Below are 20,068 nucleotides of genomic sequence, written 5' to 3'. Positions count from 1 at the left end.
AGTGATGACTAGGTGGTCCCATTAAGTGCTAATGGGGTGGTCCCTTTAGGTGATGACAAAGTGGTCCGATTAGGGTGCTGAATGACAGCTATGACATCACAAAATTCTTTTAGTAATATATCTGTGAGCGTTTCTTTACTTTGCATAGTATAAAAAATAGTTGTCTATGTATTTATACTAGTACATTTATTACGTCATATTTTAAAAAACTCTTTTCAGTCTACGCATTGTAACCTCTATCTTAACTAACTGGTGAAAGGATAGTTCTCTATCAGTTTACTAAAATCGGCCAACTTTGAGGCCCCGTGTGAACTGATTGATTTCTGGAGTACTCAGTGGGTTATCGCAAGAAGACTTTTGCCGTGAGCAAGAGATACCTATTGCAAAATTCAAATATCAATGGCGTAAAAGGATGGTATCAGGCAGCCAGAAAGCCAATTCACAAAATAATTCAGAAAAGCCCATACATTTTGAACAAGTACGGATTAGCAACGAAGATTCTATTCACCAGGAGACCCTAACGAGCCAATCGATTATTATCCAATTTCCCAATCAGAGTAGCTGTGAAGTAAAGATGGATATCAAGAGCCGAGATTTTTCTTCCTTACTGAATCAATTGAGGTTGCTATGCTGATTCCAGAAGAAGTTCAGGTTCATTTATATTGCGGAATTACCGGTATGTGTAAGTCTATCAACACATTAGCCATACTGGTGCAGGAGGTATTTGGAATGACGCTGTCATCAGGGTATTTATTTTTATTGCGTAGTCGTTGTGGCTCTAAACTTAAGGCTCTGTACTATGGCGAGTTTGGTTTTACTTTATGGTACCGAAGATTAGAGAAAGGGAAATTCATTTTTCCACGTAATACCCAAGGCCAAATTGAATTAACAAATGAGCATTTAAATTGGTTGATGGCGTCGAATAAATACACGTTTCATCCTGGGGAAGAACCTGCAATTTATCGCGATTTTCATTGAAAAAAGCTCAGAGAATCAGGGGGTTTATGCTATAATTTTGGTCATGAAAAAGATTCATGACCACTCCATTTTTTCTCCTGAACCTCCTCAGCGCAGAGGTCTTAATGTAGGGCCTACTTAAAGATAATCGCCGGTTTTACATGATCTGATAATTTTAATATATCATACTGAATCATGCCATAATCAGGAGTAAACTCTTTATAAGGTATTTCCATGGCCGATAATGTTTTCTTATCTAAATCATTTCGACCTATTCGAGTTAAATCAAATAATGCAGCTATTTTTAATAATGCAATTTGCTCCTCAAGGTCTAAATCTTTAAATTGGTTCTGCTCAAACAGGCTACATACCACATTATTTTCAACATATTTTATATACTGATATATTCCCATTATTTTAGTTATGTTATGGCGTCCCACCATAGAGCTAATCGTTTCGTTCTCAAATTGACTAATGTCTTGGCAATTAATAATTTTGCCTACAACGTCTAAAATTAGTAAGTACTTTAATTCTGGATCACATTTAACAAAAGCTTCATTCTGCATCAACTCTTCCAACTTATTCACATTGAGCTGTGTCAAAATAGAGTGTAAATTGAGTCTATTTATTTTGTTCTTAACAACCTCAATGCCGTTTTGATAATCTTTTGAAAAATCATCCTTCTTTAAAAGGTCCAGAGGTTGATAAGTTGCAACTAAATTGTCCCAGATCCCTTTGCTAACCTTGCTATATTTAATAGGTAACTGCAAATGTTCATGACCTTCGGTTTTTTGAATAACAAAACTCGTTATATTACCTTTGCATTGTGATACTACTCGATAACCTTGTTTTTTCAAATCCTCAATGATGCTGTGTAAAAATCCTTCAGCTCCAGGCAAATCAAATGTATCCACTAACAATTTTCCATTTAGTTTAAGTTTTTCGTAAGCCTGAATAATGGCTCCTGCTGGATCAGTAAGATAGCGAAAGGTATTCCGAGAAAAGATACAGTCAAAATTTATATTAGAAATATCATTTATATCATATAAACTCTCAATGTTACCTTGTATATAATGAGATTTAAGATATGATATTTGCTCATTAGTTAAATCGCTTATGTATTTATACTGAGATGCATTAATACCATAACAATTAACATTTTTATCGATATTGTTGAGAATAAATACATCGTTTCCTGTACCGAGATCAAGCTCTGTAGATTTATCAGATTTTTCTTCTAAACTATAAAAAATATCTCGGGTATTAATAGATAAGCCAGAAACTTTAAATTCATAAGATTCCGCTCCCCTAAACTGAAGATTATATTCCTCTTCTTTGTTAGGTTGAGAAACTTCTTCAAATCCTTTTATAATAGCCCTATCAATTTCAGAAGATCGCAAATAAACATGTTTGATGCTCAGAGGTGACTGATCTAATTGGCGCATGTATTCAGTATATTTTTTGAGGAAATCTGCATCTTTTTGCATTTCTATAAAAATTTCATCTATCTTAGATGTTGGCTCACGGAATCTACTTTGAAAAAAAGCAGAGTTGGGTTTTGTATTTTCTTGGCTTATCTTTTGTCTCTCAAGCATAGATCTCTTTAATAAGAAAAAGAGAGCATAATCCTTGTTGTCTTCATCAAAATGATTCACTAGATTCAAAATTGAATTTTTAAGAAGACTAGCTTGTCCACTGAGTTCTTGAACTTCTAAAAAAGTTTTTAGATAACAAGGCATTATTATTTAGATCCTAATTCAATTATTTAATTGGTTCATTGATTATGCTATGTGGTTATTAAGATGGCAACCTATTGTTTGCAGAAGATCCTCAATGTATTGGGTTTTCGTCGCCAAAAGAAAACAACAGTGAAGTCGAAATATGGATTCAGAAAGAGAAAGGTAAACGCTCTTATACCTAATCTTCGGTACCATAAAGTAAAACCAAACTCTTCATAGTACAGAGCCTTAAGTTTAGACCTACAACGACTACGGAATAAAAATAAATGCCCTGATGACAGGGGCATTCCAAATACCTCCTGCACCAGTATGGCTAATGTGTTGATGGACTTACACACACTGGTAATTCCGCAATATAAATGAACCTGAACTTCTTCTGGAATCAGCATAGCAACCTCAATTGATTCAGTAAGAAAGAAAAATCCCGGCTCTTGATATCCATTTTGACTTCACAGCTACTCTGATTGGGAAATTGGATAATAATCGATTGGCTCGTTAGGGGCTCCTGGTGAATAGAATCTTCGTTGCTAATCCGTACTTGTTCAAAATGTATGGGCTTTCTGGCTGCCTGATACCATCCTTTTACGCCATTGATATTTGAATTTTGCAATAGGTATCTTTTGCTCACGGCAAAAGTCTTCTTGCTATAACCCACTGAGCTCGTATCCTCTTAATAGACGCAACCAATATTCTTCTTTTGATTTCATTTTTAACTCCTCTTTTTGAGAAGTTCAGTTTAGAAAATTTTAAATTCTGTGGTAGGTGTATTTCGCCGAACAGTTACAATATTCTTCTATGTCAGGTTAAAAACTTTTTTTACAAAAAAGAGGCTAAATACTTAGCCCCGTTATTAAGAATTATAAAGTATTACATTTTTATTCGTGGTTCTTGTTGTTGATCTACTGTTTTAAGAGCAGCTTTAACTGCTGCAAAAAGAACTGTATCACCTTCCAACATAATGTTTATAGTCTCTTCAGACTTACCTTTGTATAGGTGAGTACAGGCCCTGACAAATGCTTCTTCCGAATTGTGTTTCAATAACCAAGTCAATAAGTGTATACCCGAAGATATGTCTTCCTTTCTCAGTACTTTAGGAAGTGATGGATTATAATTATGCATCACATTCGGGACTAAAGCCCCTTCCATAAATTTCTCTCTAGAATTTGGGCTGGTTGCCGCTACCATATTATCGAAGGGAACACCTCTGGTTACAATATATTCTGTTTCCATATCGTAGCCGTCTGATTCAATTCCTGTACGGAGCTTTAAGTCGAGCAATGAAGTCCCTGTTCCGTAGAACACAATTATCCATCGAGAATCAGCATGTGATTTGTTATTATTAATGAATGCAAGTAAATCACTGAACGATTTACAGCAGCCCCAACCAAAAGGATTTAAGTTGAACCGCTGGTAGTTTATTACATCTTCAAATGTAAGCACCTCTATTCGCTTTTGATCAACTCGAGGTTTCAGCCCACCTTCTTTATGAAAAGCGGATGGATCCCTACCATCGACCCGCATGAATACTCCAGTCCTTTCATGCTTAAACATCTCTTTGCCTATGACAGGATTGTACATATTAAAGAGCTTATCGGTAAGTTTAAAAACCCTTTCTTTAAAACCCATGTGTACTTTTGCTGTCGAAAACGAAGATTTATTTGCCTGTTGTTTTAATGACTTCCCTGATGATGCTCCCTTAAATATTGTTAATTTGGAAAACATAATGACCTCTGTGATATTTAGATTGCTCATATCGTTGCTCTATTTATTGACAGTATATCAATTAATTATTAACATTATATTAATCAGTTCGTTTATTTTAGGGTCACTTATTTTGTCCTTCGGTAACACCTTTCATTGAGGCAATATGGGCATTTCAGGGGGAGGGGTAACTGTATCCTTTTAAACCTCAATAAAGTGTTTTGTTAATTAAACAAACAGTTATTGCAAGAAAATTATTCTGTTGTTATAGAAAATGGAGCTAGCGTACATTACCATGTCAGATTTTTCCCTCCAAGGGCAATATGATATGGACATACACCAGCTAACCGGTATTTTTTGTGAAATTGATGATTTTTGCAATATGTTTGATGCTTACAGTCAAAACTACATGTTGTCAGGCCCAATGAAAGGTAAGCGAGGTCCTTCATGTACCTTGGCAATAAGTGAGCTCATGACAATTTTGGTGATGTTTCAAAGCTCACGTGTTAGGGACTTCAAAACTTTCTATCCAGGCCTACTATGCCTTTATTACAAATGCGGAAATTGAATTGCATCGAATGCTTAAAAAAGAACAGTTGGAAAATGCAGGATATATGCCTGCTTGGAAACAATTTTATGAGCTTGCAGCATAAATACGTCTTAAATAAGCCTGTCACGAAACTTATTATAAAATTTTCGGCAAAACCATGGAATTTAATCTTTCATCATCTACCTCTTTCTTATTTATTTGATAAGAATTTACAAAATCTTTTGCATCAAGGAATACCATTTGATTTGCAGATTGCTCTTCGGTAGCTTTATTAATTTTTTCAGCTAATTCATCAATATTTAAATTTAAATATTCGCCATGATTGGGATCAAAAAATGAATATTTATTATCACTCATTTTCTTAATCAGCATTGAATGACCCTCCATAGACAGCTTGTTCTTTTTAAAAGCAAAAAACTTAATGTAAAAACCAACTTCTAGTTGATTCAATCGTTCTGACAGCATTGATTTGTCAACGCATATCTGAGTTTTACCATTAGGCAATTTTGTACAACTATAAGGAGACTTCGCAAAAGGAGAGTTTGAAAACAGATTGCATGGGTATATAGAAAAGAGTACTGCAATTAGTCGGGTAAAAAAATTGGTAACATCAAGAATGTGAGTGTCTTCGACTTTTCTAAGATTTTCCAAAGTAATTTTATCTCCATATTTACTTCTATTGTTTGTTACGAAGTTTGAGTTCTCTTTAAATTTCATCCCTAATTGTTCAAAGCCAGATTGGGTATTTAACCAATTAGCTTGAACATCCTCATGTAATGGTAGGAGGTTTTCCTTTCCTAACAGATCTTCTAGTAAAATATAATTACATATAATCTCACAGAGTCCATTGTATTTTATTTTAACTTTATGTAACTTTCCTGAAGTTACTTCTCCAAGAATTATATTTTGTGAAAATTGAATGAACCCATTTTCTTCGATGCGTGCTGCTGGTTCATTAGCATTTATGTAAGAAGTGACTAGCTTTTTAAAATCAAAAAGTGAAAACATAAAAATTAACCCGAAATTATGAATTATTTATATTATACATGTTCAGTATTAATCCATTATTAAGAGATTAGGCAATAGGAATTCGCTTTGTACACAATTCGTGGAGGGGTTAACTGTATCCTTTTATTTTGTCATTTTTCTCGGGGATCCCCCAACCCTCGATTAATTGCTGTCCTACAGTTGTTGACATGAAAATTGAAATGAGAATTGCTCTAGACTTGTTTATATTGGACGGCCTATTGATTTGTATTTGAAAAACGAAACTTATTTCAGTTTCTTAATTATGGTATATTTCGGCAAAATAGTTTTTAACGTTTAGGCATGCAATGAAAATTGAAATAATCCCAGCAACAATAAGTGATTATCCAATTGTACAAAATTTAGCAAGTTATTATGTTTATGATCGAACTGGATATATGGGGTGGTCATGCTCTGAAAAGGGAATTTTTGAATGTATCGATTTTAAGCATTACTTTGAAAGCCAAAATGAAAAAGCCTTTATCGTTAAGGTTGATGATGATTTGGCGGGATTTGTATTGTTGGATAAGGAATTTCTTCTTGAAGCAGTCGATTGGAATATGGGAGAGTTCTTTATTCTTAAAAAATTTCAAGGTAAAGGCGTTGCTACTTATGTTGCTCATAACATATTGAAAGAAAATCCAGGAAAGTGGTCTGTTGCTGTCATGCCCGAAAATATAAAAGCGGTCAACTTTTGGCGCAAAATTATTTCTACTGCTGTTATGGAGAATTATACCGAGGTTTTTAAAACAGAAGATGAATTAAAAACTCCTGACAATCCTGAACCGTATGCAATGACTATTTTTACGTTTCATATTGAAAGAGGCACAAATCAGAAAATCAATACAGTTACCTTTTAATAGAGTATGATTGTTTTAAATGGTGTTTTTGTATGGCGTAAAATGTTTGTGTTAAAATTAGAAAGTCTCAAGAAGAAATAATGTCTTCTTGAGACAAGAATTTCATGATTTAAAAAATTATTTAAAGTTAAATAAGCATAAAAATATATAAATTTCGAACTCAACTATAAAAAGATCCGGTTTATTTCTCTTAGGTCTTATATGTATGTGAAACCTTGTATTCAGCAATACTAAATAAGCTATACGTGGTCTAAATGCCAGTTTAATCCGAATTTAAATTGATTTACCCTAGGATTGGAAAATATTAAATCTCCTTCTCGTTGTCCAGTACGTTTGAGAACAGTTTCCTGAAATGATTTATAGCGGTTAAAATCCCATTCAGCACGAAGATAAACTGTTTCTGATAGTTGAGTTTCTAGTCCAGCACCCAATTGGGCTCCATAGACGTTTCGACTAAAATTAAAGGGGACTTGCTGGCCTGCACTAGTAGGAAAAACAGCAAATCCACTTCCTTTCATTACAAATTCACCATTCACGAAACCAACCCTAGCATAAAATAAAGATCTGTCGTTTACAAAAAATCCAGGCAGTAGACTTATACCAACGTCATAGGTATGCTTTGCATAAAAATTTACTTTTACTAAACCATCAATATTATTGGTGTTTGCATCAAAAACCTCAACTTTAGCGTTATTATCGTTTACATCAAAAAATGCCTCAAGTCCAGCATAGAATCGATTACAAAATCTTTTTCCTATACCAAAAAAGCCTCCTCCATCAGAAGAGATATTTGACATGGCATTGAACCCAGAACGTGTAACTAAACCAGATGCAAGAGAAATATCTGTCATTGTGGTTTTTAAATGAGTAACGTCCGCGCTAACATTAGCACCGAAATAAAATGTTTTATATGAATTACTTGTTTTTTCCCCTGAGACACCGCTGTATACTGGAGCAGTAGTCACCAGAAGTGCGAATATTATTCTTTTGTATCGCATAAGAGCTCCTTACCTAGGCATTAACATGTTACCAGAATATTACAATGAAATTGTCTTGGCATTAAATAACTTTATAATCGTTGTAAACCCTAATAAAAACACCAAGATTAAGTAAGTGAATACTTCGCTTGATGTTTCTAGGTGAAGCTATACTCCTTATCCTATTGGCAAGAAAATATCATAAACCATACTCTTACAATATCACCAAAAAATCACCTAAAAATAGAAATTAATGCGATTAACCTAATAAGGCCCAGGCCTCAGACCAGGCAAGACCAACACCAGGCTCATAATAAGCAGATGACTGGGAACACCAGCCTGAATAAGGCCAAGGTTTGCATTGATAGCGTTTGTGATCAAGGCGACCTACAACAATCGTACCGGCTGTATAGGTGCTAATACCATCAGGGTATACTAAATCCGTGCTGGTAGATGGTTCGGTGAAGTCAACCATCACATGGTAGCTACTCTTATCAGCATCACTGAGATAGATTTTATTGGCCTGATTGGCTATCAGTACTACTTGACCGCTTTCTGGATTAAGCTGGCCAATACGTACCAGCGAAGACGAGTTATTGACCACAGTGCCTAAAGCTAACGGCCACTGAGAACCCATGTGATTGCTATTATCGACTGTAATACTGTTGTTTTCTATTTCAGTTTCGTGTTTAAAAACTCGTAAAGTGACTTTGGTATTAACCGGAATATCACCGGTTTCATAAAAATTCTCAAGCTCATACCAGGTTGACGCCTGCACTGTCCCGTCGATAAAAACATCACTACATCCATAGAACGCTTCAGGACTGTCTTCTCGCTGCCAAATCATGTAGAAAATACGCTTTCCTGTCATATTGGCTGGCAAAGGACAATCCATTTGATAACGGCCATTAACCAAGGTCACGTTATTAATGGTACAAAATGGACTTGCTTCAAGATCAGACCATTTTAAATGAGTATTGAAATCATAACCGTTCTTTGTGGTATAAAATTTGAAATACTTGGTTTTATGAGGTGCTGTCGCCACAAACACAAACTGAAAATGACCATTAGTGTCAGGATGCACTACAGAAGTGGTCCAATCGCTACGCGCTAAATTAAATCCTTTAAAAAAATCTCTGCCGCCTGCGCATAACTGACCATCGGCAATTAGTTCACGGTGCTGGTCATTGGCTGCACCCTGGTTCACTTCATGCCAGTTATACAAAGGTTGTGTGCCCCCTACCTGCACCGCAGCTTTACAAGCTGCAGACTTCGGGCTTTCTGGTCCCTCTTTGTAACATTGATACGTTCTAGAAATAGGTGCTTCCAAAGACCCATGAGCAAATAGCGAAAAACTGATCACAGCTAGACCAACACTTCCTACTAGTTTTTTCATCATTCATCCTGTCATGACATTAAAAAAAGAAATGCGCTTCTTAAGGAGCGTTCACTTCAGCAGTTAAAGACTCTTCCGATATTGCCATAGACTCCTGGAGGCACATACGAATCGTAACTGACGTGGTTTAATAGATATGTAATTAAACATAAATTTTTCTTATTTATCAATCAACTAGAGAAAAATATTTTTGTTTATAGAAATTTGAGTATCACTTGGTTGAAGAATTCAGCAATCAGCATTGCAAATAATACAGGAAATTCAGAAATAGCCAGCTATCTTTCTTGTGAAAAGATTCGTTAAACAAGTTCAAATAAAGATCCGTTGCTCCTCCCAAAGATAATACTTCAAGATTTTGTCCATCATACTCATACAATAAGTGGACTCTAAAGCGCCCTTGTGTGTTTTCATTTGTTTTTCCGTTTATAATCTTTTTAAATGGAGTGTTTTTTTCAATACCCCACCTATCTAAAAATTAGAATGAAGTATACCTATTCTTTTGTGGTGCCTCAGCAAAAGCATCATCAACGTATGAAGAATATTGGGAGGTGCTTGTTGATTGATTAGGTTTAGGGCGAACTTGTTTACTTAAATCAAAGCCTTCTTCAGTTAGTAATCGAAGTAAGCTTTCATGACTATTCTCAGGAAGTGCATTTTTGAAAACGTGTTGTGCTTCTTTCATAAACTCCTTCGCTTCTTCATCCTCATTAGGCGCTAATTGCCATTCATTATCCTTAAATCCAATTCGAAGATGATAATACTTCTTATTTTCTTGATTAAAATAGGAAATAGTCAAAAGCCCATCAATAGAGCTTTCTCTTAAGAGCCACTTTCCTTTGCTAGGTTTTTGCCTTGCTCCAGCAGCATCTAGCATTAGATTTGCTTGTTTTGCATCAAGGTTTTTTGAAAAAATAACAGAAGAATTTTCTTTTTTTGACTCCATGATAGGCTCCTATGTGTATTAAACACCAATTTACTGAAACTCAAAAAATAGAATGACTCCTTTATCCTTATTATAGTCTAACCACCAACTAAAAAATTAAGGCGCTACCTACTTCTACTATCAAATAATTAGTTCATTCTTCAGGAAGCTGAATTTTGCTTATAACTCGTTATACTTCAGTTTAAAAACGCATAAAAATACATCAATCAACCAAAATTAATTAATGAGAACAGTAAGAGTTTTTACGTCAATATTGAAGAAAACGAACAGAAAGAAGAGCTTAGAAAAAAATGGATGTATCATTTATTTAGTCTGGTAAAAAAAAGAAATATGGAAAAGAAGATGGTTAACCGACTGACGCTGTTCTCATTCTGATGTTCTGGTGCTCTAATTCCTTTGAGAGATGATCATGGTAAAGTCCAATAAGAGGGTAGGAGTTGAATGAGCGCCCCTCGGAGGCGCTCGCTCACATTAGTTACATACACCATTCATAACGCAATTTTTGAGGTCAGTAGCAAACCTGAAATTATTACTCTGATCATAAGTCACTTCCCAGTTAAACACTCCACCAATATTTCCATAGGCACGTGGAGGAACATAGGTACTACAACTTGTACTGCTAGCTGTTGCTGTTTTTAAGCACTGGATGGCACGCTTGATGGTGCTTGTTGGGATCACAGGGGAACCATCACCGCTGCCATTGGCATTGGCCGCTAGATAACCGATGACTACTTGGGAGGGGTTTAAATAGCTGATATAAGGTTGGAAACCAGTATTACCACCATTAGGAGTTTGAGCCGGCCAGTTTTCCAGCAGATCTGTGGCCATAGCAACACTGAAATCAGGATTGCTTAACGGTGTTGGACCGTAGCACACCCTATCAATACCGAACATGCAGCCGGTATTGTAAAGCTGGATACCCACCCAAGCCAAGGAATTATGAGTCTGCATAATTAATGAGGCATAGTTACCCCAAACCCCGTCAAACCCACTGGTTGCCGCGACATTCGCTGTCTGCGGCGCCATGGTGATCAGCAGATTAGGATTCTGGTTATACATCGTATTGATAATGCTGGCTAAAACGGCAATATCACCTTGTGGGTTGGCAAAAGTTCCTCCTCCATTCAAACCATGCTCAATGTCGATGTCAAAGCCATCAAACCCGTATTCATTCATCAACCCGAGCAAAGAGACCATGAAGGTTTGTTTAAAGACATCGGGTGATGCCGCAGCAGTTAAAGCCTGATGAAAATCAACAGTCGTATTCGGCAAGCTCGTCAACGCACCACCTAATGATAAGATAACTTTGATACCTTTTTGATGCAAAGATTGAATGTAGGCTTTAGTAATTGTATCAAATGCGGGCGTAATCTGGCCTGGGGTGCTGGTGCTGAATACTCCGAAGGACACCATCATATGAGTATAACCCGCATCAACCAGTGATTGTGCTGTTGGAGGTGTTTTCCAGCCTGGCAAGTAACCAATAATACGACCATTACTGACTGGATTAGCCGTTAATGTCACGGTTTCAATCGCATTCGCTGTTGCTGTCAAAGGCTGAGGTGAGAAATTCAAGGTGTAACCCGCCACGGATTGTCCTGACACGGTGTAAATCACACCATCAATCAGAGACACGAGTGCTGAGCCACTACCATTCACCAAATCGATGGTTTGCTCAATTGGCGTAGAATTGTTATTCGGTGTGAAGGTAATGTTTAGCGTTGTTAATGAAGAGGGGGCTCCCTGTACATTCACCGATACAGAATCTTGCACAACCTGAACGCATTGGTAAGTCAGAGTAGTAATTGGTACATTCGTTTCACTGGCAATAACAGTTGCTGGCGTAAATACAGGCTGGCAAGTGGTGGTGTTGAAACTGATTGGAGGGGTTGAAAACTGATAAGATGCTCCATCTTTGAGTTGGTTCACCGTGACTGGATTACCCCAAGTTACGATTTGTGATTGAGAAGCACCTGTTTGTGTACGAGTCAGTAGCACCGAAGGATTATTCGTGTAACCTGTCAATTCAGCAGGAAGTGCTTGCGTATTGATGGTAATTTTTCCATTCTGAGGAATCAATGAATAATTGATGATTGCATTAACCGTCTGATTATCCACCACCGTGACGGTATTCGGGACTGCCATACCCTGATAGGTATTACCATCTGTACCGGTCACAGTTTCAGCAGCAAGCCCATAAGTGTCTGCAGCAAGTCCGTTTATTAATTTCGAACCGCTCCAAGGCAATTGCACATCGCTGACGGGTTGTCCATTTAGGGTGAGATGGACCAAGGCATAATTCTGGGTTACGTTAGAAGGCTTTGCGGCACTATTCGTCAGTTGTATACTTCCGGTATTAACAGGCGTTCCTAAATAGATATTGACTGTATTTTCAATATGACTGTCAGTAAAATCACCGTACTTAAGGGTAATTGAGCTGCCAGCTGGTAATTTACTGTTGGCGCTGGGGAACGTTGGGAAATGCATAGTTAATGTCGCCAGATAGTTTCCGCCAGGTTGTGCTTGAGAACTAATGTTCAATGCATTATCAGGATAAGACAATGGCCCAAAATCACCCCAAAAAGACGTATTGAGAGCAGTCGTGGTCTGAAAAGTGATGGTCGAATTTTGAAAATCAACGACTTGTCCGCAGCTATTGGTTAATTTTAAATTGATGGATTTCCAATGTTGATTGCCGGTCGACGTAAACTGGGAAGTAATGCACGCTACAGGTTGAATGTTTGTTGGCGAAAGAGTGGAGGCACAAACCGTTGTTGATGAAATGGTCGTCAGCGCTCCCAAACCCCATAATAAATATTTCATTCTCCTCTCCCAGTGATAATTAGAGTTTCAATCTAACATAGGTTTTCTTTATTTAACAAATGGTTAAACGAAAAACGGGGCTGTAAAAAGTATTTTGAGCAATTGAGGATGGCCTAATATTGGGTGTAGTAAGCCCACTAATCCATAAAGTTTTTTCTAAACTGAAGTACTTCCAAAGAAACCTTTTTAAGCATCTGATGTAATTCAATCCAGCAATAGTTGCTTAACATGCGTAAAATGATTTAAAACCAAGAATGTATATTCCTCGATATTTTTAATTTCGTAATTGTGGTGATTTTCTTTAAAGTGGATGACTCTACTCATTTCGTGAGTCCTGACTCAGGTGGAACTCTTCATATTGAGAGTTAGATGCCCAATAATACAAAAGCCTTTAAATTTGTGTTTTAAAATTTCATAGCAATCAGTAAATGTCATCCACCGCGTTTGACAATAACCTTGTTTTGCTCTTCCTGGTTTTCCTCAACTTTCTCAGCCGTCTTGACGCTCTCAGCTTTTTCGCTTGTTTGAGGCTTTATTTGGTTAGTGCTTGTTTCCATTTCTACTGACAAGCTCTGTGCTCTTCGTCTCTGAGGTGTAGGCTGAGGTGCTTTTTCAGAGAGCTCATCGATAATATGCGAGTAGGAACATTTATAAAGCTTGTTTTCAAAAGCTATGCTCGTAAGTTTCTCTTTTTCATGTCTATCATTTAAATAATAGATAAAAAACTGTTTAAAACTCTCATCGTCTTTAAATTGCATCCAACCTGAATTAGCATCAAAATAGTCGATTAGGAAGCCTTGAGGAGTCGGTTTTGTTCGTTTATGAATAGCAACAACATGCCCGCTATCTTTAGTCTTATAACTCACAAAGGTGGCTGCATTAGTATTCCTTCCTAGTTCAAGCATTATATGATCGGTGAATTTTTCGAACTGCTTTTCTAAGTTGAGTTCCACTTTCTCTATTTCATGAATCAGAGGGGGCTTTTGAGACTTTTGAGTTTCATAGATTTTAAGGTCAAGATGAGCAAATTCATTAAAACTTGGTATTGCCTGTAGAATTTTATCCGTTGTTTTGTTTGGCTTAATAAAGACGTCTTGATTACCTCGAAAGCCCATAAAACTGTCTTTCTTGATAACATCTTCTGCCCAACGACAGGCTAAGCCATGACACATTCCTTTGTCTAAACCCATTCCGGGAAGCATGGCTTGACTACAATGCAGAACAACCCGACCACCTAATTCACGGCATTTATCTTGATGTCGATAGGCCTGTAACCTTGTTCCATGTTTAACGATCGCTTCCCGTAATTCTTCTGTTTTCGCGGTAGTTACAGCGCATCCAATCGATAAATATTTTAACGCACGAGCCAAGGGCTCCTGTCCATCAATTATCGCTAACAAGCGTTCTTTTTCAATTTCTCCTTCCAATTGAAGCAGTGACAAGTCTTCTGGCAAGTTTGGAATAACCACTGGACTTGGAGTATGGGTGACTTTAAGTTTCATCAGCAAAAGCAAGTTGGACAGTTGTTGAGGATCTTCTCTATCGAGGAGGCAGTCTTGCAAGGCGTGTTCAATGTAAGTCAGGATATATGGATCATCTTTTTCTAAAAGTTCCCCGGTTTTTATAAGAACGCTGTTACTTTCAGGGTGTTGTAAAAATTGCAAAAACCCCTTCTTTAGATCTTGATAATTCTTTTCAAAGTCTCCGTTTATACAATTCTCGATGAATTTTAAATCGTTCTCAATTTTTTGAATCATTTCACGTCGACGATTGTCTTTGTTTGGCACCTTCTCTAAATTTATTTCTTTCAACGAAGCAGATAATTGTTCGAGTTGCGCTTTCATGGTTTTTACTGCTAACTCAAAAGTACGTGGTTGATGGGCTTTAGAGTAAGCGCGCAATAGTTTTTTAGAATATTTTTCAACAATCTCTTTCTGCTCAGGACTTAGTTTTACCAAGTGAGCTTCTTTGACCGCTGATAATGCACTTAGGATTAGAGGCATTTCAATACAAATATAAATCACTTATACATATAGTTTATATTTTGCGCAAATAATATCAAGCCAAGACCTACCTCCCTCCTATTTCCGTTAACACTTCTTTTAAGGCAACTCGGACTGACTACCATTTGATCATAAATGGTTATTTATATGCTATATTGTTATATTAAACACTAATATGTACGAGTGAATGTCATGGGCACAGGAAAAACAGAATTAACGACATCTCCAGAACCTTCATCAAAAGAGAAATTCTCCATTGAGCTGGCAAAACTAATGATTGCCTGCCATGAAAGAAAAGAGCTCTTTACAGGACAACCCGAGTCGGAATTAGCCACTTTAATCAGCAAGAAAGACGAAAATGGCCTGGCTTATTGGCTGCATTTTAACTCATTTATAAAATATCAATTGCGCCAAATAATTCAATCAGCCAACAGTAATACTCTCTCTGACGAATTAGTTAAAAACGTCCGCCTTATTTTAACCAAACACTTAAAAGAGTTGGAAGACAAGAAAAAATTGATGACCTATGAATCCGCTGATTTTTCAACGGATGAGTATATGCAATTACGCAAGGTTTATGATTCAGTGCGATATAAACGAGATAGACAACCTTTTGAAGCCCGAGACATAGCACCCATATTAAACGCTAAAAACCGTCGCTTGCGAGAATTAGGACGCTCTGGCCACTTGATTCCCATTCGCTGTGCTGATTATGCTTCAAAAGCCACTGCAAGAAAACTTGCCAAAGCCATTGCAGGATTGGGTATGGGGGATAGGAGGCAGTATTTGTACAGTCATCTCAATGGCAATCATACGATAGGCTTTGATGTAGAGAGAGACCGCTCAGGTGTGTATAAAATATTTTGTTTTGAATCTGCCGCGGACCCCAAACACATGGAGGCGCTGGATTTATTGTATAAAGAGCTGACTAAAAAAGGCTTGAAATTTGAAATCAAAACCTGCCAATCGCAACTGCAAAAAGATGAATACAACTGCTCGGTATACACTATGGCAGTCCTTAGCGAACTCAGTAAATACGACCATGTTTTTGATTATTTGCCTGAACAATCAGAGGAAGAGTTATCACTAAAGGCAAAAAAAGAAATTGAGATAGAGGAAGGCTACGCAAAAAAGAGAAAAGTTAAACTTGAAAACATCGAGAAAATCACTTGGGTGAGGCTATCTGATATGCCCACCAAAGTGATTGCGATGGGGCAATCTTATCAGGCTATGGAACAAGCACTTAAGAAATCCAAGGATTTCGATCTTGATCCGGCTGTTTTTATTCAATTGCATAAAAAGAAATACCATTTTGACCAGTCCAATGAAAATTCAACCAAATACATCAATCAAAGACGTAAACATATAGTCGATAAACTCGATGTTTCAATACAACCAATACTGGAAAAATCCTACTCAAAGTTTTTAAAAGAATTACCGCTGTTGCGCTTAATTGATGAAGGTAAGGTTCCTGACTTTGAAAAAGAAATAACTGATAACGAGACCATGAGCGTTGATGAGAAAATGGCTTACATTGAAAAACTATTTTTTGTCATCACCGAAAAATATAAAATTAGAGGAAGTTTTGACTCTTTTGAAGAGATTTCAAAAGTGCCACCTCATTATTTAAGCTCGTTACTCTTGTTAAGGAATGAGTATCTGCTTCTTTTAGCATCAAAACCAAGAACTGAATACGAGGAGTTTTTTAAAAATAAGCCTCGTAGCTCACCCTTATTCTACAAACTCGAAGAGCATTGCAAAAAAATCCCCTCAGTAATGAGAGTGAAATCATTATCAAGCCTCTTTAAAGAATTGTTTCCTAAGCAATTTGTCGCAGAATATTACCAAACACAAGATTCATGCGAAGATTTAAAACTAAAAAACCCGCTGACAGCCTTGTTTCAAGATAATAGCCGCATTAAAGCTGCTGAAGTCATGGAACAATTAAATGCTTTCGAAAAGGAATATGGAGGGAGTCCTAGTCAAGATTTATTCATCAATTCAAAAATAATTGAGTTTCTAGACCTAGGCTTACGCCGATGTATAGCTCATGAACCCAGCACTTCTTTAATTAAAGTCAAGTCTGGAATGGATGAAGAAACCTTACTTGTACTGATTGAATCAAACGGTAGGGTATCCCGTGCTTACGTTTTTTCTGAAGACAATAAATTATATTTTTACCATGAAGACAATAAGCCAAAACTCAAAGCAATTCCTATCGACGAAGCAACGCTGCAAAAAACTATAGAAACCGCATCAAAACAAATAAAGCAATTAGGTGACAACCCCAAGGAAGAGCTTTCTTTAGGGAATGAACAAGTGAAGGTAGTCTGTTCGTTTTTGCGTCCAGAGACCTTAAATAACATTTGTACCCTCGTAGGCCATGCCACCTATTCCTCAGAAGAATTGCGTAAAAGAACGAATTTGCTCGTTTTAAGAGAAATACATATACAGTACCTGTCGAAGCTCTTGCTCCAAGATAAGAAATTGGCCATAAGAAAATGGTCAGAGTGGAAGCATTCGCTTTTCGATATTTTAGATGTTGTTCAAAAAGATTCTCCTCTTTCGCCCACAGCACGTGATGCCATTGTGAATCTTGATGAAGCAGAAAAAGATTATTTAAAGCATGTAAATCAGAGTAACACGTTCTTTCAAAAACCCTCAAGTAGCGCAACGAGTGCTACAAAGGCAATCTTAGAGAAAGGCTATTCCTTTTTTAAATCCGCTAATCTCCAAGAGATTGTAAGTAGCTACTTTTCAAAAGAGCCTGAAGAACAGAATACAGGGCGTTATGCGCAAGAGGAGCATAACGCCCTTGGTTTTAAACTGTCAATGTTTCACTTTCTTAGTGGAGCAAGCGACCGCTGGATAAGCTATGAGCGAACTAAACCTCCTATCAATGACATTGATGAGTTTGACTGGAAATTTAACTTATCCATTCACAAAGACGACGTATCAAAAGCTTTTCCTATCGTTGCAGAAGTCGCTAACCAAATGAATTTAGGTCTCTTTAAAATCATGTGTCAAGCACAAGCCAATCGCGTGCAAAATGGTGACGTTAAAACCATGATAGGCCGGGAGCTTGTCATTTATCGGAATGCCAACCCTGAGCTCAGTGCCGAAAAATGGATAGGTGTCTTTACTCTGATTGAGGAGCGTTTTAAAAAAGCCGGAATTAGAACATCCACTGATGTATCCCCCGCCTCCAATAAAAAACTTGGCAAGTACGTAAGCTATACTCACGGTGCCTGGACAAGTGAAAGAATGGATATCCCATTTGCTGAGGGAATTAAAGAAACCGCCTTACAAGATGAAGACCTTTTCGCGGACTATGTGTACGATGAAAATACTGAGGCCCCCAGAAAAAAAGTTGCATCAAAGAAACCGCGTTAACGAAGGAGGTTCAAGATCACATAACATGCAGAATCTATAATGTGCTTTTTTAGCAGTTAAACATCGTATCGCAGGAGATAAGAATCATGTTTTTCACAAAAGATCATGGAATCAACAGCAATGATACGGTGAAATTTCTAAGAGCATTTCCTGTGCAAGAATTTTGGCGTTTTTTTATTGAACGTTCTCGTTATGATTACCGAGAATCATTGTACCGCTTTGTCTATAAACAACTGATGGGTATTAGCGAGGATGAGTTAACAAAAACGTCTTTGGAAACGATATTAGAACATGAGTTATTTAAAGAGCTTACTTTAGAGGATTATGAAGACACTCTATGGGAAATAAGCCGTGGCAGCTCAACAGTATTTGATTTTCTTAATCTAGATTCAGAAGGACAAGAAAAGAAAAAGTTAAAGGACTTTTTAGACATGCATAGAGGTTGGGTGGGTTTTGAATCTAAAGAACCTGGTTACTTGTTAGGAATGACGAAAGGGTTATGTTTTGTACTTGATAGTATCAGGCAAAACAGTCAACTCAATGCAGACTTTATTAAAAAATTGCATGGTACGTGCCTTAAGGATGTTAAAAATACAAGGAAATCAACTAAACCGGGGAAATTTCGAGATGATAGCGATGTGGCCGCTTGGGATGTTATACCTGGAACTTGTAACTCTTATGAAGGATTATTAGAAAACATCGTTTATTTGAAATCTATTCAAGGAAAATACTCTACAGACACCAACCTCTTGTTTGCAAAAGATCCTCAATGTATTGAGTTTTCGTCGCCCAAAGAAAACAACAGTGAAGTTGAAATATGGATTCAACAAGAAAAAGGTAAGACCTCTTATACCAGTTACTTTTCATTTAAAGACTGTGATCCAGAAGTATTAGCCAAGAAAATTTGGGCTGCAGTAAAAGAGGGCATGCATGTTCAATATGTCACGTCTGAAAATGGAGGCGGTCTATTGGATAGGGTACATGAAGATTGCATTCAACAACTTGAAGACTCCCTGAAAAAAGCCACAAGCAAACAGGAAAAGCTGGACTCCATTTTTACTTTTTTAAAACACGTGGTTTTATTTCATCCATTTGATGATGGTGTTGGACGGACCTATTCCATGCTCTTGATGCAATATTTGCTCATGCGTGAACATTTAATGCCGGTGATATTTGAAGACTCCAATATGATTCCTGGACTTTCTGTTGAGCAACTTGTCATCGAGTATCTGCGAGCTGAAAAAGAGATGGGGTTAGTTTTAAAAGACCCAAGTTATATTACAGGTTCAAAATTTTCAAGTCCTAATATTGATACCGATTCTCTTTTGAAAAGCCAAGACAGTGAACATCAGGCGATGTTTCAAAACTGCCTAAATCTTTTAAAAAAAGCACTCCAAGAATTGGAGTTATCTTCTAGCAATAAATCGTTACCCGATAAGAACAGTGAAACTCCCACAACAAAACGTGTTTAATCCTTTAAGCAATCAAATTAAATAGGGCTATGTTAACAGTAAAAAGGAGAGGCTTTTGAATGTCACATTTTAAAACCCTTGTTTTTTATTGTATATGCGAATTTTCAAGTCGCCGTGTTAAGCCCTTTGGATTACTTAGTATAAGTAATTCGTGGTTAATTTGAGCTAAATGACCAGAAAAATTTATTAATAACGATTAAATTCTCTTAATACGGGCTTAATTTATAT

Annotated in this window: 15 protein-coding genes; 6 read left to right on the top strand and 9 right to left on the bottom strand. The window is 36.9% G+C overall.

Going from position 1 to position 20,068, the window contains the following annotated elements; translation table 11 throughout:
- Positions 1-316 precede the first annotated feature (316 nt).
- The gene (gene tnpA / locus Lwal_RS18135; protein ID WP_058478921.1) at positions 317-634 is read left to right on the top strand and encodes an IS66 family insertion sequence element accessory protein TnpA; all 318 of its coding nucleotides are present in this window, start codon (positions 317-319) and stop codon (positions 632-634) included.
- Positions 628-978, top strand: a complete 351-nt coding sequence (gene tnpB, locus Lwal_RS00200; protein ID WP_058478920.1) for an IS66 family insertion sequence element accessory protein TnpB — start codon at positions 628-630, stop codon at positions 976-978. Before tnpA ends, tnpB (Lwal_RS00200) begins: the two co-directional genes overlap by 7 nt.
- 113 nt (positions 979-1,091) lie before the next feature.
- On the opposite strand, the gene Lwal_RS00195 is transcribed toward tnpB (Lwal_RS00200), so the two are convergent.
- The 3 genes from Lwal_RS00195 to Lwal_RS00185 form a co-directional block, all read right to left on the bottom strand.
- The gene (locus Lwal_RS00195) at positions 1,092-2,696 is read right to left on the bottom strand and encodes a methyltransferase domain-containing protein (protein WP_058478919.1); all 1,605 of its coding nucleotides are present in this window, start codon (positions 2,694-2,696) and stop codon (positions 1,092-1,094) included.
- A gap of 71 nt (positions 2,697-2,767) precedes the next feature.
- Positions 2,768-3,085, bottom strand: a complete 318-nt coding sequence (gene tnpB, locus Lwal_RS16835) for an IS66 family insertion sequence element accessory protein TnpB (protein ID WP_083499992.1) — start codon at positions 3,083-3,085, stop codon at positions 2,768-2,770.
- A gap of 478 nt (positions 3,086-3,563) precedes the next feature.
- Entirely contained in the window at positions 3,564-4,448 is an 885-nt protein-coding gene (locus Lwal_RS00185) for a hypothetical protein (protein ID WP_058478917.1), read from the bottom strand.
- Between the two features lie 452 nt (positions 4,449-4,900).
- Between Lwal_RS00185 and Lwal_RS17200 the strand changes: the two genes are divergently transcribed.
- The gene (locus Lwal_RS17200) at positions 4,901-5,050 is read left to right on the top strand and encodes a hypothetical protein (protein WP_157066252.1); all 150 of its coding nucleotides are present in this window, start codon (positions 4,901-4,903) and stop codon (positions 5,048-5,050) included.
- Between the two features lie 32 nt (positions 5,051-5,082).
- Here Lwal_RS17200 and Lwal_RS00175 read toward each other — a convergent pair whose 3' ends face one another.
- Complete coding sequence (locus Lwal_RS00175) at positions 5,083-5,955, bottom strand: hypothetical protein (RefSeq protein WP_058478915.1); 873 nt, start codon at positions 5,953-5,955, stop codon at positions 5,083-5,085.
- Positions 5,956-6,281: 326 nt separating this feature from the next.
- On the opposite strand from Lwal_RS00175, the gene Lwal_RS00170 reads away from it, so the two are divergent.
- Positions 6,282-6,833 (top strand): GNAT family N-acetyltransferase, encoded by a 552-nt coding sequence (locus Lwal_RS00170; protein WP_058478914.1) that lies wholly within the window; start codon positions 6,282-6,284, stop codon positions 6,831-6,833.
- A 239-nt stretch (positions 6,834-7,072) separates the two neighbouring features.
- Here Lwal_RS00170 and Lwal_RS00165 read toward each other — a convergent pair whose 3' ends face one another.
- From Lwal_RS00165 to lem8, 5 genes are all read right to left on the bottom strand, one after another.
- Positions 7,073-7,831, bottom strand: coding sequence for an outer membrane protein (locus tag Lwal_RS00165; RefSeq protein WP_058478913.1), 759 nt, complete (start codon positions 7,829-7,831; stop codon positions 7,073-7,075).
- A 238-nt stretch (positions 7,832-8,069) separates the two neighbouring features.
- Positions 8,070-9,206 carry a lytic polysaccharide monooxygenase gene (locus Lwal_RS00160; protein WP_058478912.1) on the bottom strand — a complete coding sequence of 379 codons (1,137 nt, stop codon included), beginning with the start codon at positions 9,204-9,206 and terminating at the stop codon, positions 8,070-8,072.
- A 475-nt stretch (positions 9,207-9,681) separates the two neighbouring features.
- Positions 9,682-10,149 carry a hypothetical protein gene (locus Lwal_RS00155; RefSeq protein WP_058478911.1) on the bottom strand — a complete coding sequence of 156 codons (468 nt, stop codon included), beginning with the start codon at positions 10,147-10,149 and terminating at the stop codon, positions 9,682-9,684.
- 471 nt (positions 10,150-10,620) lie between these two features.
- Positions 10,621-12,972 carry a glycosyl hydrolase family 18 protein gene (locus tag Lwal_RS00150; RefSeq protein WP_058478910.1) on the bottom strand — a complete coding sequence of 784 codons (2,352 nt, stop codon included), beginning with the start codon at positions 12,970-12,972 and terminating at the stop codon, positions 10,621-10,623.
- Positions 12,973-13,403: 431 nt separating this feature from the next.
- Positions 13,404-14,975, bottom strand: a complete 1,572-nt coding sequence (gene lem8, locus Lwal_RS00145; RefSeq protein WP_058478909.1) for a Dot/Icm T4SS effector Lem8 — start codon at positions 14,973-14,975, stop codon at positions 13,404-13,406.
- A gap of 192 nt (positions 14,976-15,167) precedes the next feature.
- Here lem8 and Lwal_RS00140 point away from each other — a divergent pair, with 192 nt between their 5' ends.
- Positions 15,168-18,368, top strand: a complete 3,201-nt coding sequence (locus Lwal_RS00140) for a hypothetical protein (RefSeq protein ID WP_058478908.1) — start codon at positions 15,168-15,170, stop codon at positions 18,366-18,368.
- 86 nt (positions 18,369-18,454) lie between these two features.
- The gene (locus Lwal_RS00135; protein WP_058478907.1) at positions 18,455-19,840 is read left to right on the top strand and encodes a hypothetical protein; all 1,386 of its coding nucleotides are present in this window, start codon (positions 18,455-18,457) and stop codon (positions 19,838-19,840) included.
- The last annotated feature ends 228 nt before the right edge of the window (positions 19,841-20,068 follow it).

Origin of the sequence: Legionella waltersii (assembly GCF_001468085.1) — a bacterium.
Lineage (GTDB): Bacteria > Pseudomonadota > Gammaproteobacteria > Legionellales > Legionellaceae > Legionella > Legionella waltersii.
This window is presented reverse-complemented; position numbering and strand designations above follow the sequence as displayed.

What these genes read in the sequence shown, in the direction of transcription:
- tnpB (WP_058478920.1), top strand. Translation starts at nt 628, where the DNA reads ATGCTGATTCCAGAAGAAGTTCAGGTTCATTTATATTGCGGAATTACC.
- Lwal_RS00195 (WP_058478919.1), bottom strand. Translation starts at nt 2,696, where the DNA reads ATGCCTTGTTATCTAAAAACTTTTTTAGAAGTTCAAGAACTCAGTGGA.
- tnpB (WP_083499992.1), bottom strand. Translation starts at nt 3,085, where the DNA reads ATGCTGATTCCAGAAGAAGTTCAGGTTCATTTATATTGCGGAATTACC.
- Lwal_RS00185 (WP_058478917.1), bottom strand. Translation starts at nt 4,448, where the DNA reads ATGAGCAATCTAAATATCACAGAGGTCATTATGTTTTCCAAATTAACA.
- Lwal_RS00175 (WP_058478915.1), bottom strand. Translation starts at nt 5,955, where the DNA reads ATGTTTTCACTTTTTGATTTTAAAAAGCTAGTCACTTCTTACATAAAT.
- Lwal_RS00170 (WP_058478914.1), top strand. Translation starts at nt 6,282, where the DNA reads ATGAAAATTGAAATAATCCCAGCAACAATAAGTGATTATCCAATTGTA.
- Lwal_RS00165 (WP_058478913.1), bottom strand. Translation starts at nt 7,831, where the DNA reads ATGCGATACAAAAGAATAATATTCGCACTTCTGGTGACTACTGCTCCA.
- Lwal_RS00160 (WP_058478912.1), bottom strand. Translation starts at nt 9,206, where the DNA reads ATGAAAAAACTAGTAGGAAGTGTTGGTCTAGCTGTGATCAGTTTTTCG.
- Lwal_RS00155 (WP_058478911.1), bottom strand. Translation starts at nt 10,149, where the DNA reads ATGGAGTCAAAAAAAGAAAATTCTTCTGTTATTTTTTCAAAAAACCTT.
- Lwal_RS00150 (WP_058478910.1), bottom strand. Translation starts at nt 12,972, where the DNA reads ATGAAATATTTATTATGGGGTTTGGGAGCGCTGACGACCATTTCATCA.
- lem8 (WP_058478909.1), bottom strand. Translation starts at nt 14,975, where the DNA reads ATGCCTCTAATCCTAAGTGCATTATCAGCGGTCAAAGAAGCTCACTTG.
- Lwal_RS00140 (WP_058478908.1), top strand. Translation starts at nt 15,168, where the DNA reads ATGGGCACAGGAAAAACAGAATTAACGACATCTCCAGAACCTTCATCA.
- Lwal_RS00135 (WP_058478907.1), top strand. Translation starts at nt 18,455, where the DNA reads ATGTTTTTCACAAAAGATCATGGAATCAACAGCAATGATACGGTGAAA.